The 15053-nt window shown below is 51.4% G+C and carries 7 protein-coding genes; 2 read left to right on the top strand and 5 right to left on the bottom strand.

Features of this window, described 5'->3' with window-relative positions; genetic code table 11:
• Positions 1–81 precede the first annotated feature (81 nt).
• Positions 82–2463, bottom strand: a complete 2382-nt coding sequence (locus tag ACTJJJ_RS06845) for an ABC transporter permease (RefSeq protein ID WP_426294331.1) — start codon at positions 2461–2463, stop codon at positions 82–84.
• Between the two features lie 203 nt (positions 2464–2666).
• The gene (locus ACTJJJ_RS06840) at positions 2667–4190 is read right to left on the bottom strand and encodes a sulfatase-like hydrolase/transferase (RefSeq protein ID WP_188929342.1); all 1524 of its coding nucleotides are present in this window, start codon (positions 4188–4190) and stop codon (positions 2667–2669) included.
• A gap of 247 nt (positions 4191–4437) precedes the next feature.
• Between ACTJJJ_RS06840 and ACTJJJ_RS06835 the strand changes: the two genes are divergently transcribed.
• Positions 4438–4776, top strand: coding sequence for a hypothetical protein (locus tag ACTJJJ_RS06835; protein ID WP_188929344.1), 339 nt, complete (start codon positions 4438–4440; stop codon positions 4774–4776).
• A gap of 55 nt (positions 4777–4831) precedes the next feature.
• Here the strand turns inward: ACTJJJ_RS06835 and ACTJJJ_RS06830 are convergent, their stop codons facing one another.
• Positions 4832–5872 carry a methyltransferase gene (locus ACTJJJ_RS06830; protein ID WP_426294332.1) on the bottom strand — a complete coding sequence of 347 codons (1041 nt, stop codon included), beginning with the start codon at positions 5870–5872 and terminating at the stop codon, positions 4832–4834.
• Positions 5873–6118: 246 nt separating this feature from the next.
• Positions 6119–6904, bottom strand: a complete 786-nt coding sequence (locus tag ACTJJJ_RS06825; RefSeq protein ID WP_188929348.1) for a hypothetical protein — start codon at positions 6902–6904, stop codon at positions 6119–6121.
• A 210-nt stretch (positions 6905–7114) separates the two neighbouring features.
• Between ACTJJJ_RS06825 and ACTJJJ_RS06820 the strand changes: the two genes are divergently transcribed.
• Entirely contained in the window at positions 7115–10960 is a 3846-nt protein-coding gene (locus tag ACTJJJ_RS06820) for a caspase family protein (RefSeq protein ID WP_426294333.1), read from the top strand.
• On the opposite strand, the gene ACTJJJ_RS06815 is transcribed toward ACTJJJ_RS06820, so the two are convergent.
• Positions 10961–15013: a caspase family protein gene (locus ACTJJJ_RS06815; protein ID WP_440701683.1), complete on the bottom strand. Its 4053-nt coding sequence runs from the start codon at positions 15011–15013 to the stop codon at positions 10961–10963.
• Positions 15014–15053: the final 40 nt, after the last annotated feature.

Genomic DNA, 15053 nt, shown 5'->3' with positions numbered 1-15053 from the left:
ATGCGATGCCCTATTGAGTCACCAACAGATTACCCTTCAATTAGGTTTGATACCAACCCGAGATTCTTGCTGCAATAAGACTTATTCCGAGCGCAACGACTTCACCGGATTGGCGAGCGCTGCTTTCAACGATTGATAAATGACTGTGAGCCAGCATATCAGTAATGTTGCTACGCAAGAGGCGATAAAAATCCAAATGCTCATGTCCGCTTTGTAAGGAAAACTCTGCAACCATTTGTTCATCGCAAACCAGGCGACCGGAATGGCGATCGGGAAAGAGAACAGGACGAGGCGGGTGAAATCTTTAGACAACAGTAACACCACGCTGGCCGCCGAGCCACCCAGCACTTTCCGTACGCCTATTTCTTTCACGCGCTGTTCGGTAGTGAATGTGGCGAGGCCAAAGAGCCCCAGGCAGGCGATCAGGATCGTGAGGCCCGAAAATGTCGTGCAAATCTTGCCGCGCAACTCATCGGCATGGTAGGCATTTTCAAAATCCTGGTCCAGAAAACGGTACTCGAAAAGCTTGTCGGGATAGGTTTGCCGCCATTTCTGGCCGATATATTCCAGGGTTTGGGCTGTATTTTGGGTCTTGATTTTTATATGGATGACCCCATTGGCCCTGCGGTAAACCATAATCATCGGCTCGATCGGGTTGTACAGCGACTGCTGGTGAAAATCCCGCACCACACCAGCTACCTGGGTCGTTGGCGGCGGGTTTTTACCGTCGGCTGGCACGGTACCGAGGATAATCTTCTTGCCGATGGGTTCTTTCCAGTTCATCCGTTTCACAGCAGCCTCATTGATCAGCACACTGTTGGCGGTGTCGGCGGGCAGTTCGTCTGAGAAATTCCGGCCGGCTATGAGCTTCATACCCATTGTTTTAAGATAGTCGTGATCGATTGCCGTCGGTTTGAAACCCATTTCTTTCATTCCTGTATTGGATTCGACCGTGAAAATGATCCTGCCGCCAATATTGCTGACCGGCGCCGACGCGGACGCGACGCTCTGGATATTGGGGTTGTCGAGTAGTTCTTTCCGGAATGCATTGTATTTGTCCTTGGGCTGGTTGTCCTGATAATCAATGGTGAGAACCTGCTCACGGTCGTAGCCCATATCCTTGTTACGCATATAGTTGAGCTGCTGGTAGACAATCCAGGTGCAGATCAGCATGATCAGCGAGATCGAAAATTGTGTTACCACCAGTGCTTTCCTGAAAAAACCGCCGCCTCGTGCCTTGAATGTGCCTTTCAGCACGTTGGCAGGTTCGAACGACGACAGGTAGAATGCAGGGTAACTCCCACTGACCAGCCCGGTAAACACGACGACCGACAATCCGATGAGCACGAATTGCGGGCTGAGCAACTGCATATAGCTGATCGCCTTTCCGGAAACATTATTGAAAAACGGCATGAGCAAAGCCACCAGGATGAGACTCGCCACCAGGGAGATAAGTGTGATCAGAATCGATTCGGTAAGGAACTGTCGGATGAGCGCACCTTTGAGCGAGCCCATTACTTTCCGCAATCCCACTTCTTTCGCCCGCCGGGCCGATTGCGCCGTCGCCAGGTTCATATAGTTGATACTGGCAATCAGGAGCATGAAAAATGCCACAGCACTGAACGTGTAGACATATCCGATATCGCCATTCGACTCGCCGTCGAATTTGGAATGTAAATGAATGCTTGTGAGCGGCTGCATCTGGTAGGTAATATGAATGCCCATCCGTTTGAAAATGCCGGACATATACTTTTCGTAAAGACCCGGGAAACCGGCTTCCAGCTTTTTCAGGTCCGCATTTTTGGATAGCAGCAAATAGCTATTGATATAAAACCCGCCCCAGCCGTCGGCATTGCGCTGGTTTTGATTCAGGGAAACTAATGCATTGAATGTAAAATGAGAGTTTTTAGGCACGTCCTCTATCACGCCGGTGATTTTATACGAGGTGCTGTCGTTGGTCTGAAGAATCTGGCCCAGAGCAGGGGATTTGCCGAAAAAGCGCTCCGCAACGCGCCGGGTGAGTACTACACTACCCGGCTGCTGCAATGCTTTGGGGTTACCTTCTATGAACTTGTAAGTAAAAACGTCGAAAACAGTGGAATCGACGGCGTAAATGTCTTCTTCATAAAACTGGCGCTCACCCTGGCGGAACATCATCCGGCCGTTCGAAAAAAACCTTACGTAGTTCTCTACAAACGGGTAATCCTGTTTCAAAGTTTTAACAAGGGGCGGCTGTGTGCTGACCCATTTGTTGACCTTGTCCGGCTCCCGGATGTAGGAAACGATCCGGTAAATCTGCGATGCTTTTTTGTGATAACGGTCGTAGCTCAGCTCGTCTACCACGTATAGGAACAGCAGCATGCCGCAGGTCACGCCTATGGTAAGCCCGAGAATGTTGATCAGGCTGTAAAATTTGTCTTTAACCAGGTTACGAAAAGCCAGTTTGAGATAGTTTTTTAACATCGGGTCCGGATTGGGTTCGGAGTGGCTGTGCAAATTTCGTTCCTGTTTTTTAACGAATTGACTAGTAGTGAAATACGGTGCCGTTTCTGTTCGAAAATGAACGTTTTGGATGCCGGAACGTTCGCCGACAGCCGACAGCCGACAGCCGACAGCAAGCGGCGGTCCGCGGTCGGCTGTCGGCTGTCAACCAATCCTCTCCTTTGCTACTTCCCCTGCCGGTCGTACCATTCCAGGAACTCCTCCTTGTCGAATGGCTCAGGATTGAGCAGGAGCTTCTGCCTTACTTGCTCTTCGAGCAGCAATGCCATTTTCTTACGCACATCGGCATATTCGGGGTTATGGGCGAGGTTGTCGTATTCAGTAGCGTCCGGATTGCGCAGGTCGTATAGCTCATATTCGTCGGGATAGCCTCCGAGCGCATCGAAGTAATGCGTGTATTTCCAGTCTTTGGTGCGTACGGCGCGGATCCGGTTTGCTGCTTTCACCACACTCGGTTTATTGGAAGCGCTGGCCTTGGTATCGTCAAATGTGAACAGGATCGCTTCCTGCACCGGCTGGTCGGTTTCGAGCAATGGCACGAGGCTGGTTCCCCTGATTCCCTGCGGTGGTGCCGCTCCGGCAATCTCGGCGATCGTCGGCAGAATGTCGATCAGCGACGACAGATGATGGGTGGATTTGTGGCCGGCGTCTTCGGGGAAGAGGATAGGGTTCGAGATCACCATCGGAATGCGCGTTGCCTCTTCGTAGGCGACAAATGCCTTTTGCCGCATGCCTCCATGTGCCATACCCATTTCCCCATGGTCGGCCAGGCGGATTACCAATGCCTGATCGGCCAGTTTGCTGCCTTCTACTTCCTGGTAAAGCTCTTTGATCAGAAAGCCGATCTCAGTATCGACCACGCGAAGGAGGTTCCCGTAAAAATTAAGGTAGTTGGTTTGCTTCGCCGGCGAATGGAGCGGGCCCAAGCTCAATGCGCCCGTTGCCTTCACTTGCGCCTGTGCGGAAGGTTTGCCATTGTTGGCAAGGTCTTCGTTCACTGTGGCCGGCAGGGTAATAGGGCCTTTGAGAAAATCGTCGCCATAGCCGTAATTGAAACCTTTGGGATAACATAGCACATCGTGCGGATTGACGAGCGAAACCACCAGGCAGTAGGGCTGTTTATCGCCTTTTTTCCTTCTTTTCCGTACGTTTTGCAGGTACGCAATGGCCTGCTGCACATATGCTTTGTCGTGGTTGGCAAAGCCGCCTCCAAAATTTTCCGGAGCCGTGTCCTCGCCGGCATCGGGGGCGATCCAGCCTCTGAAACCGTACATGGCAATGTCGGAAGCAGCCGGACTACCTCCATCGGTGCCTTTGCTCACATGCCATTTCCCGCGGTATTGCACATCATAGCCTTCGTCGAAAAGCATGCGGGCGATGTTGGGCAGGGTGTTATCCAGCTCGATTTCGGCCGGAGAATATCTTCCGCCTTCGGTGAGTGTTTGTGTAACATGGTGTTGAGCAGGGTAAAGGCCCGTGAGCAGCGTCGAGCGGCTTGGCGAGCACATGCAGGTATTGCAAAATGCCCGGTCGAAGCTGAAACCATTCTTTTTCAGGAATGTAAGCGTTTTGAGATTTTCCTTTTCCCAGTTCTCGGGGAAATGTTGCGTCGCCCTTTCCTGGTCGGTTAGGATAACGAGAATGTCCGGCTTGCCGGAGAGGTTACTGAGGCGTTGTCTGAAAGTCATTTTTGCAGTTGTTGAATGGAAGATGGCATTAAATTAATTCGCTAAAAAGTAGAACTAATTTTAGTGCCTAAGGAGGGGAACCGTAGAAGTTAACTGCATTGTAGCGAATTTATTAGTTAACGGTTACTTGGCGAGAGGGCTTTTTTGAACATGCGGTGGACGGATTGTCCCAGGCAGGCCAGCTTCGGGAATGGTTTTTGTTCAACTGCGTCGGCCATTAGGCTGAGAAACAATAAACTTGAAAATCATGAAGAAATTAGCATTTTTAGTAGCATTCGCCATCGTGTCATCTTTTGCCTGTGCGCAGGATGATGCAAAGTCGAAAGCAGACAAGGCCGCGGCCGAGACCAAAGAAGCAGGCCGCAAGGCAGGAAAGGAGATTAAGAAAGACGCTAAATATGTGGGCGACAAGGCCGAGGATGGCGCTGAAAAGGTAGCAGATGGCTCGGAAAAGGCCTACAAGGCGACCAAGAAGGGCGTTAAAAAAGGCGCCAAAAAGGTTGAGAAAGGGGCCGAAAAAGCCTACGATGCTACCAAAAAGGAAGGCAAGGAGCTGAAAGAAAAAGTCGATGATAACCGACGTTAACCGTTAAAGTAGAAATCCCGGCCGGAGCCATCCGGCCGGGATTTTCGCATGATGGCTATTTGTAAGCAATCGCGGCGCTTGACGGCCCTGCCAGCGGAATAACCTCGACCCTGCGGAATCCTGCCTCTTTCGTCCATCTTTCGAAATCGGCACCCGTAAAGTCGAATGCAACCCCGAATTCGATCAGCATATTGAGCGACATCAGAAGTCCGAATGCGTTTTTCCTACGATCGTCGTCGATCAGCGCTTCGATGGCGATGAATGCGCCACCTTCCGGTAGTGCATTATACGCTTTACGGATCAGCATCTTTTTATTGGGCAAATCCCAGTCGTGCAGGATCATACCCATGGTAATCACATCCGCTTGGGGAAACTCGTCTGTGAAAAAATCAACGTTTTTCGTCTTCACCCGATCGCTCATGCCCTTCGATGCAATGTACTCATTTGCAATGGGCTCGACCGTGGGCAGATCGGCAGATATACATGACATATTCGGATGCTGCTTCGCCACCTCGACGGACAGTATACCTGCGGCTCCGCCAATGTCACACAGCGTCGAGTAAGGGGAAAAATCAAACTTCCGGGCCAGGGCCATGAAGTTGCCGATGGAAATGCCCGACATGGCATCGATAAACTGTTTCAATCGCTCGGGTTTCGCATAAAGCTCTTCAAACAGCGGCTTGCCGTTATGCTTGATCTCATTCTGCGGCTGGCCGGTAAGCAGAGCTTCTTCGAGCGAACCCCAAAATGGGTATAGGCGGTCGTTGGCCATTTCCACAAATCCACCCATGTAGGAAGGCTTGTGTTTGTCGAGGAATACCGCGGTTTCGGGCGTATTGGAATACCTGGCTGTTTCGAGGAAACCTTCACGATTGAGAAAACCCAGGGCTACCAACGCATCCAGAAAATCATAAACACCCCGGTCGTGCAATTTTAATGCGGCCTGGATCTCCTTGCCCGACAGGGACTTGCCGGAAAGTACGGTGAAAACGTTCAGTTTGACGGCGCTCAGAAGCGTTTTTGAAGCAAAAAAAGCCAGCGCGGTCTCCATAATGCGCGATGGGGTAATCTGATGCGTTTCAGGTGCTGTGTTCATGATAGAGCAGGGTTTGATTTATTTAATAAAAATATGAAATAAATCAAGAATTCGCCTATTGCAACGCATCTGAATTTTCAGCCGCCCGGATTGGCCTTTTCCTAACTCGTCCTGACCTTTTGATAAGCATCATCCGGGACTTTTTTGCACTAAATTGCAATCCCATGCAGCTATTTAGTGCAACACACCGATTTCGCAGGTGTTGCACTAACGTGGGGCATACAGTCCGCGCAGTTATATTAGCATTTAACTAAGATCGATACCTGCGATAAAATCAGTCGCCTTCAATCCGAGCTTTGCCTGAACAGCGTCGCGGATGGTAGCGTATACGGCTTCATCCAATGTCCCTACGCGTGAACAGAATTCTAAGGTGGTTTTGCTTTTGGATGATTTGAAGAAAAGGATCTGCTTGATCGTATCCGAGGATGTGATCAGAAAGGTGCCCAGTTGGAGCGCAACCGTGTTGTTCACTTCTTTGGCGATACCGATCTGGAATGCCCCTTTTGTCGCAGTATGGGTATTTTTCTCGAAAGCGATGAATTTCCCGCTGGTATCGCTCAGGCCTTTTATGGCGTCCAAAGTCTTGGTGACGAGCGGTACAAGTGCCGAGCCGCCGACAGCGGCTGCAACCAGATCGATAATGGCTTTGTCGACCTCGATGGTGGTGCCTTCCGACGTAAACGGCGTGAAACTCGCCGATTGCATCGCCCAGCCAATGTTACTGAGCACATTGATGAATTCCCCATACCACTCTTTGATCTGGTCTTCGTCCGGGAATTTCTTGTTGGCTGCCAGCTGGGCCAGTAATACGGAGTGCAGGACATCCTGCCGGCGCTGGTCCGATACCTCCGATACAAACGACACCAGACTCTTGTCGTTCATGAACGATTGTTCTACATCGGTTTGCGTCTCGATTTCGGTAGTCGTGAGATCTCTTGAGAGTATTTCGCGCTCACTTTCACTAATGAACGATTCTCTGGAGTTTTGCAGGGTCAGTCCTTTGATGTACTTCTTTGGGTCGATGTCTTCCATTTTTTGTGATAGTGTTTAGAGCTTTGTAGTATTTACGGCGCTGAGGAACAGTTGGAAAGATAGGATTATTTCTACGAAACCATTGAATAAATCATGAGGAAATTGTTTCGTAATGCCTCTTGTTTTTGGTAAATCGTCTTCATCTTGAAGCGCGCCCCGGCTGTGCTCGCAGATCGTCCCTGCTTTTCTCAACCTTATTCCTCTTTTCCCATGCGTTACGATACACTCGCTGCCGATGAGGCGGCCTTTAAAAGCCGAACTGATTATACGTTTACGCCATTTACGGTTCCCGTGGCGGGAGAAGACCTTTCGTTACGCGGCGTGTTTTGCAAGCCTAAGAACCGTTCGGGGTATTTCAATACGCCGGAGCCGCCGCATGGCAAGCAACGGATCGTGCTCCATTTTACAGCCGGCAACCTCAGCGGCGGTATCAACACGCTCACTACGCAGAACTTCCGGGTTTCGGTTCCGTTTGTCATCGCCCGCGATGGTACTGTCTATCAATTGTTTCCCTCGAAGGACTGGTCGGGGCACATTGGTGCGGGTATCGGCAATGCAGGTACGGGCAATGCGCAGGACAAAGTCACCATTGCGATCGAGATCATCAACTATGGTTACCTGGTCGAGCGTGGAGCGAATCTTGAAACCATTTATTCCCGGCCAAAAGAGAATCCCGGCCGTGTTGACCTGTACTGCCCGCTTACCCAGACCGAGGCATATCAGAAGTTGAGCCAGCCATTTCGCGAGCAGAAATACTACGCTTCCTACACGCAGCAACAATATGAGAGTCTGATCATATTACTGCGTTTTTTAACCAAAAAATATAACATTCCGCGTCAGTTTCTCAATGAGTCGGTGCGGTACCAGGGCACGCAGGATGTACTGTCGTTCAAAGGCATTGTTTCCCATGTCAATTACCGTACGGGTGGCAAGTGGGACCTCGGGCCTGCTTTTGACTGGCAGCAGGTCATCGCGGGTGTACAAGCGCAGGCATACCAGCCCGCGAGCGCGACGCGTGATGCATTTGTCGCGGAGGAAGAGGGGCTGATTACCAATGAAACCGCGCTTGACACGCAATGGGCTGAGCCGCGGGGTGTAGAAGTGGCCCCGCCGGAGGATTTCGAATCCCATTTCAACGATGACGAAGGCGCCGCGATCAAGCCGAATTTATTTGCATTGGTGGTTGGGATTGACGCCTACGAGGATCAGGTTGTACTGAACCAGAAAGTGGCCTTCCCAAAGCTCCGGGGCTGTGTGGCCGACGCGACGAAAGTCCGGCGCTACCTGGAAAACGACGGAACGTTCGACCGGAAGCATATTCAGTTTTTAACCAACCAGCGAGCAACCAAAACGGCCATCGTCCAGGCATTTCAGGAGTTGGGAAAAGCTGGGAAAGACGACGTGATCGTCTTTTATTACTCCGGGCATGGTACCCAGGAACTGGCCGATGCGGCGGTCTGGACATCCGAACAGGACGGGAAACTCGAATGCCTTGTGAGCTATTACGACGAAGACCATGATAACGAATACCTGATATCTGACAAAGAACTGCGGTATCTGATCAGGGAGGTTTCTAAAAACGGCGCGCATATTACCGTGATTTCGGATTGCTGCCATTCGGGGGATAATACCCGCAATGCCGGGCTGATCAAATCGACTTACGGGGAGGTTATCGAGCGGCGGATACCTTATGTTTTCCCGCAGCGGACGTGGGAAAAATTCATTTTCAGCACTACACTTTCTCCGGGTGATTTTGCAGGAAAGCACATCGATGCGGTACTTCCGCCAGCCAGGCACGTTAGTCTGTCGGCGTGCGAATCCGACGAATCGGCGGTGGAAGTAAGCGGGGAGGGTGTTTTTACCAAATACCTGCTCAAATCGCTTGAAGCATCAGGAGGGCAGCTTTCGTATGCGGCATTGCATGGCCGCGTGAAGCAAATGCTCAACAATGCCTTCGAGCAGACGCCCGTCATGTATATTCCGCCCGCATTCCACCAGCAGCTTGCATTGACCAATGTATTCAACAAGCCTGGCGGAGCCGGAAACGCCACTTATGCCGACGTGATACGCGACGGCGCGGGTAACTGGGTGCTGCAACGCGGCGCCGTTCACGGGATCGGACGGGAGACCAACGGCATTACCGTGCGGGACGACGAGAAAACATTTGAAGCAAAAGTGCGGTCGGTAGGGGCCGATACGACTATTCTGGCATTCGATAATGCGGTAGAGTCGGAGCTGGATACTTCCAAGGTTTACCAGGGGTATGTAGAGGGGCTGATGAGCCAGCAACTTAAAATTCACCTCAATAATGTTGATAATATTTTGACAGATAGTCTTTTGCTTGCAGAAAAACTTATGTCGGAAATCCCGTCGCAAGCCCGGCTGGAAGCCAAAGAAGCGGAGGCGGATTACACGTTGTCGTTCCGGAACGGCCGGGCCGTACTGACCAAACCTTTTGATACTTTTCGCCCGGTCGTAGAACAGATAGAGCTGGATTCGGAGGCATTTGCTTCTGAATTGGTGAAAGATCTCAAACATATTTCAAACTGGCATTTCCTGAAAAACCTGCGCAACGATGCGGCAGTGGGCACGCCGCTACGAATAGAGGTGAGCGATGCCGATGGCCAGCCGATCCAGGCTGACGATGGCGCGGTAAAACTGCATTATCAGCAGATTGATGGCGAATGGAAGGGAAGTATCCGGATCAAAATCACCAATACCAGCACCCGCAAGCTGTATTGCTGCTGCGTATTTCTGGATGCCGGCTTCGGTGCGTCGCTGGGCTTGCTGGATCCTATCGTTACCCCGTTGGATCCGGGCGCTTCCAAGGAGCTTAGCTACAATGGCCAGACGACCATTCCGATTTCGCTGGATACTTATGTTCAATTGTATAATTGGCCTAAAAACGCTGAATACCTGCAATTTATCATCAGTGCCGAAGACCTGTCGAACATCGAGGAACTGGCGCTCGAAAGCCTGCCTGCTCCTTTCACGGTAAGCAAAAAAGGCTCGACCCGCGGCATCGGCCCCAGTATCAGGGAGACTGATAAAAGTGTGGCGGTGAGTTGGTCGACGCAGCTGCTGACGTTGGAATACATAAACCCTGAATACAATATTGTCGCCGAAAGCGACCTGGCTGCTATGCTGGAAGATGAAAATCTGGCCGAGTATGCATTGGGTAATTATTTCGAAGTAAAAACAAGGCTGGATTTGCAGCCGGAATATCAGCTGAAACCCGATGTGCAGCTACGCAAACGCGATGCCCACCTGGATGAAAAAGGGTTTATCCGCGACGGGCTGCTGGATGTGGCCAATAAAACGGCGCGCCTGATACGCAATTCGAAATACCGCATTATGCGTCTACGCTTTCCGAGGGCACCTAAAATTGTATCCGAAGGAGATTCATGGTTTCAGCATCCACTGGTGGTCGATACGATCGATCACTTGTCGAAAGTATATCCGATCTTCTGTGTGGCGGCAGCTGGCGATACGCTGGCTAACTACGACCGCGAAGGGGAATGGCTGGAAGCGGTCGAAGACAAAAGCCCCCGTTTTTTCCTTCTGAGCGGAGGTGGAAACGATGTGCTGGGCGAACAGTTCCGCAGCCATATCAAGGCTGGGCCGCACAATACGGGCCTTCCGCCACAGGATTATCTCGAACCGTCGCTGAGCGCGGAGCTGGACAATCTGCAAGTCATATATCGGAAGATGTTCAACGAGTTGTTTGCATTACGTCCTGATATTCACGCGCTTTGCCACGGCTACGATTACATTACCCCGCTGGACAAGACCGACAAGGGCTGGCTGGGCCGGTATATGATCGAAAAAGGAATGACAAGCCAAACGGACCGCAAAGCAGTGATTAGCTACATTCTGAATGAATTCAACGACCGCCTGCGAGCCGTGGCAGCCGAATTCCCGAACGTACATTACATTAACGCACGGGGACTCGTGGCCGACGACCAGTGGTACGACGAAATTCATCCTAACAAGCATGGTTTTCAGGCTGTGGCGGGGAGCTTTCTGAATGTGATTAATGGTTTGGTAGAAAACTAATCAACCGTTTTTGGCACTTTTCCAGGCCGCCTCATCCTCGTCGCTGAAAATGGCCCCGTAACTTCTCAGGTTCTTCCTGACGGCCTCGGAGAAATTCGAGGCCGGGTCTACGTTCCGGAAATCGCAGCCTTGCACGAGCAGGCCCGAGACGTTGACAAACGAAAGAACGGGCTTGGCGGCAGCGTCTTTCACAGTAATCTCGGCATACCTGCATTTGATATTGAAAGGCTTGGCCGCCGACGTTATAAGCAGTTGCATATCCAAATGCAGCTGCTTTTTTTTCGCTTCGTCGTCTACGATTTCCAGGCAGTCGCCCGTTGCTACCGACCAAATGCGGAAGTGATGCCCGAAATCCCGGGAGAAAATCTGAGTGCCGTCAGCGTTGTAAACGGCATCCTCGACACCATAGCCGTGGCCCCTGTAAATGCGGATGCATTCGCCGGTTTCAGCGAGCCACTCGCGGATCGTCAGATCGTCGGATGTAGAGATTATTTTGGAGCCATCAGGGCTATACCGCGCCCGGTGCAGCCATTTTTCGTGCCCTCGGAATGCCTGCAACGCAATGCCCGATTCAATGTGTATTTCGCTGAAAGTGCGGTCGTAGTTTACCGTGAGTAATTTTTTAGAGTCCGGGCTGATTATGCATTTATTTACCACCCAGTCGGATTGCCCGCTGATCGCGTAGAGCTGCGTACCGGTTTCGAGACTCCATTCGCGGATCGACTTGTCGTCGGACGCCGAAACGGCTCTGGGTTTGTCGGGCGAATAGCTGGCAAAGTTGACTTTATCGGTATGTCCAGAGTAGGTACGGCTTTCAAGGCCTGTTTTGACCGACCATTCCCGCATGGTTTTGTCTTTCGAGGTCGAGAGAATTCTTTCGCCGTCGGCGCTGTAAACGGCGCTATAAACCTGGTCGGAATGGCCTTTGAAAGTCCTGACTGGCAGTTCGCTATCCTCCGACCACTCGATCATCGTGCCGTCGTCGGAAGCAGACAGGACGGTTGCTTGATCGGGACTGTAACAAACACTGTTCACTTTTTGGGTATGGGCGCTCAATATCCTGAGGCATTCTCCTGTTTTTACAGACCATTCCCGCACGGTCGTGTCGGCGGAGGCGGAGAGGAACTTATCCCCTTTTGAATTGTAATAAACCGACGACACGTTTTTGGTGTGGCCGGTGTAGATCTTCATGCATTCTTGGGTTGCAGTGCTCCATTCGCGGATCATTTTGTCGTCCGCGCAGGTGAGAATACGGGTGCCGTCGGGCGCGTATACCGCGTTGTTTACCTTCGCGAGCTGGTGTTCGTAGCTGGCCAGTTCGGTGCCCGTGCTTACTGCCCATTCCCTAACGAAGGTGTCGTTCGATGCCGACACAACCTTCTGGCCATCGTGGCTGTACCGCGCGGAAAGAACCTTATCGGTATGGCCGGAGAATGTCTGCAAAAGTTTTCCTGTGGCGGTAAGCCATTCTTTAATGGTACAATCGTCCGAGGCTGTCAGGAGCTTTTTTCCGTCGGCGCTGTAATGCACCTGGTTAATCTGCCCATAATGTCCTTTGAAGATGAACCCGTCGCCATCCAGCAAACTGCCTTCGAACCGCGCCGGAAGGTAGGCGCTGCCTTTGTGACGCGTCAACGAGAGCCCGTTGAACTGGATTTGGCGTAAGTCGAGATTAGTGAGATCGGCACCGGCCAGCGTCTGGCGTATATCTAGCCAGATTGTTATTACATTCCGAATAACAAACGCGCGTTCGGTCTCCGCTGCTTTGATTCCGGAATTGTTCCGGCACAAATCCATCAAACGCGATAGCAGGTTCTCTCTTTCCACCAGTTCGAGCCGGCTTTTGGCTGCATTCCAGGTCGGTACCACCCGATGCTCCCCTTCGATTTCTCCCAGCAGGCGCCGCAGGTAAACCGGGATATAATTCCTGAAAAACACATCCGGTAGCGTCCGCTGCACCATCGCGATCGCCGTCATGTTACGTATATGGCATACCGCAAAAAAATCCCTGAAATTCTGGTGTAAAAACCGGAGATCGTCCCCTTCCATGACCAGCACGCGGAGGCGCTCGACCAGAAACTGTTTTACTTTCCCGGCACGTTGCTCTTTATCATCGAGCTCGGTGAGTATGCCCAGGCCCAGTTCTTTCCGTTTTCCATCGAAGTCGGGATATATTTCGGTAAGCTCTTCTTTATCCAGTTCATCGAATGCCTCGTCGAGCAATGTTTTGAAGTTAAACACGGGGTCGGCGAGTTTGCGGATCGTAATGGCATATTTGCCCTTATCCTCCATTTTGTAAGCAATGTAAGGGACGAGTACGCGAAGCAGGAAAGTCTGGTAGCGGATCTCGTTTTCGTCGTTGGCATCGGTAAGCTGGGCGAGCTGGGCTTCGTTGAAGTTCCAGAGGAGCTCACCGTATGTAGTCACTTTTTTGAAATGGAAGCGATCGTCGTCCTTGAACCGCAATGCGATGTTATTCGCCCCTGAATACAGCGTCAGCATCATCGGATTGGCAAAGAGCCCCAGCAAATCCTTGTTCGACGGTATTTCCTGGCCTTTTTCTTTGAGATAAGCCATGACGGTTTCCTGTGTAAGCGGCAGGATTTGCATTAATGCTGCGCTCTCGCTGGAAAGGTCCAGTTTTTCGATCTGCTTGTTCCGGGATGAGATCACCATTTGCGTACCGTCAGCCCTGGCCGCAAGGTCATTCAGGGTGGCCATCAGACGTCCTTTCGGAACGGTTACTTCGTTGAGGCCATCCAACAGCAGGATGAGTGAGGGCTTGCCCTCACGGGGCGTTGCGAGAACTTTCCAGAGCGCATTGACAGTCTCCGCTGGCGGCTCGGGTATATTCAGCAGACTTTTACAAATGTACCTGACAACAAAGTCGTTACGCTCGGCTTCGGACGACGAGTTGTATTCATTTAGTGGAATAAAAACGGGAACGGGACCATTTTCTTCAAAAAGCAGATCCCGCCACAGCAAAAGCAGCGACACCGTTTTACCCATGCCGCCGTCCCCCACAAGCAGTGCCTGCGATTTTTTATTTTTCCACAATGCCTCGACCGCCAGTTCGAGCGAGGCAACCTGGGTGTCGGTTTTAACCTGCACATCGAGGTATTTCCCCATATTAATCTCCGAAACCAGGATGCTTTCGATATTCAGGTATTTATAACGGCCTTTTTGAAGTCGCTCAAATTGAGCTTTGGAACCCGCGCGCAGCGTTTCTTGCAGGTTCGCGGGGTCGAAAGGAGCGGACGGCTGCGATATGCTGGTGGTGCGATGAAAGAAAAATTCTCCCAGCTTGTATTTCTGGCTGACGAGGCTTTTGCAAAGTGGTTCAATGTTAAATCCTTTATCGCGTACCTGCTTGGTAACCTGCGCACCCAGCCAGTTGATGGAAACGCTGGCATCCGCATTTGCGTGAAGAATGTCGATCAGTGCGTCGGCAAACGGGCTCTTGTCCGGTACCGCGCCGTTGCGGCCGGCCGTGAGCACCCATCGGGAGGGCACTTCCTCCGCCTCAGCCGACTGGCTTTGCTGCGTAACGTCGATTTCCATCGTGGCAAAAGCTTCCGAGAAGCACGCGTCGACGATCAGGACAATGTGATGAGCTCTGATATTGGAAAGGATTCTGATGACTTCACTGACGGAAATGAGCTTTTTCAAATCGCTGGGCCTTTCCGAAAGTACCGGCGCATCGGAAGGTACCCAATAGCCTTCCTTGTTTTTATCGAAATGGCCGTGTCCCGAGAAGTAGATGATCAGGTTTTCGTCCGGCCTGACGCGAAGCTCACCGTTCTCGTCCTTGTCGGCCAGGTAGCAAATTTCATCGAAAACGATATCGGTTTTAGCATTTTCGTCAAAAAGCGGCTGGATAATGAAGTTTTCATCCGAAAAACCATAGGAATCTTTGAGTACCGCAAAAAATCGCTGGCAGTCGGATACCGGATATTGGAGCGGCGTCCAGTTGTCGTACTTATCGATCGCGACGAAAAACAGCCGGTTCCGTCTTGTTCTATTCTGTCGAGGGGTAACTGTCCCGATGCCCATGATGTGATTTCGCTGACTAAACTTTCAATTTCGGTATTTT

This window comes from Dyadobacter sp. 22481 (assembly GCF_052044875.1).
GTDB lineage: Bacteria > Bacteroidota > Bacteroidia > Cytophagales > Spirosomataceae > Dyadobacter > Dyadobacter endophyticus.
Note: the sequence above shows the minus strand (reverse complement) of the source record. Positions and strands in the feature narration are given on the sequence as shown.

Coding starts and splice junctions, on each gene's coding strand:
- ACTJJJ_RS06835 (WP_188929344.1), top strand. CDS start 4,438: ATGAAGAAATTAGCATTTTTAGTAGCATTCGCCATCGTGTCATCTTTT.
- ACTJJJ_RS06820 (WP_426294333.1), top strand. CDS start 7,115: ATGCGTTACGATACACTCGCTGCCGATGAGGCGGCCTTTAAAAGCCGA.
- ACTJJJ_RS06830 (WP_426294332.1), bottom strand. CDS start 5,872: ATGAACACAGCACCTGAAACGCATCAGATTACCCCATCGCGCATTATG.
- ACTJJJ_RS06815 (WP_440701683.1), bottom strand. CDS start 15,013: ATGGGCATCGGGACAGTTACCCCTCGACAGAATAGAACAAGACGGAAC.
- ACTJJJ_RS06840 (WP_188929342.1), bottom strand. CDS start 4,190: ATGACTTTCAGACAACGCCTCAGTAACCTCTCCGGCAAGCCGGACATT.
- ACTJJJ_RS06825 (WP_188929348.1), bottom strand. CDS start 6,904: ATGGAAGACATCGACCCAAAGAAGTACATCAAAGGACTGACCCTGCAA.
- ACTJJJ_RS06845 (WP_426294331.1), bottom strand. CDS start 2,463: ATGTTAAAAAACTATCTCAAACTGGCTTTTCGTAACCTGGTTAAAGAC.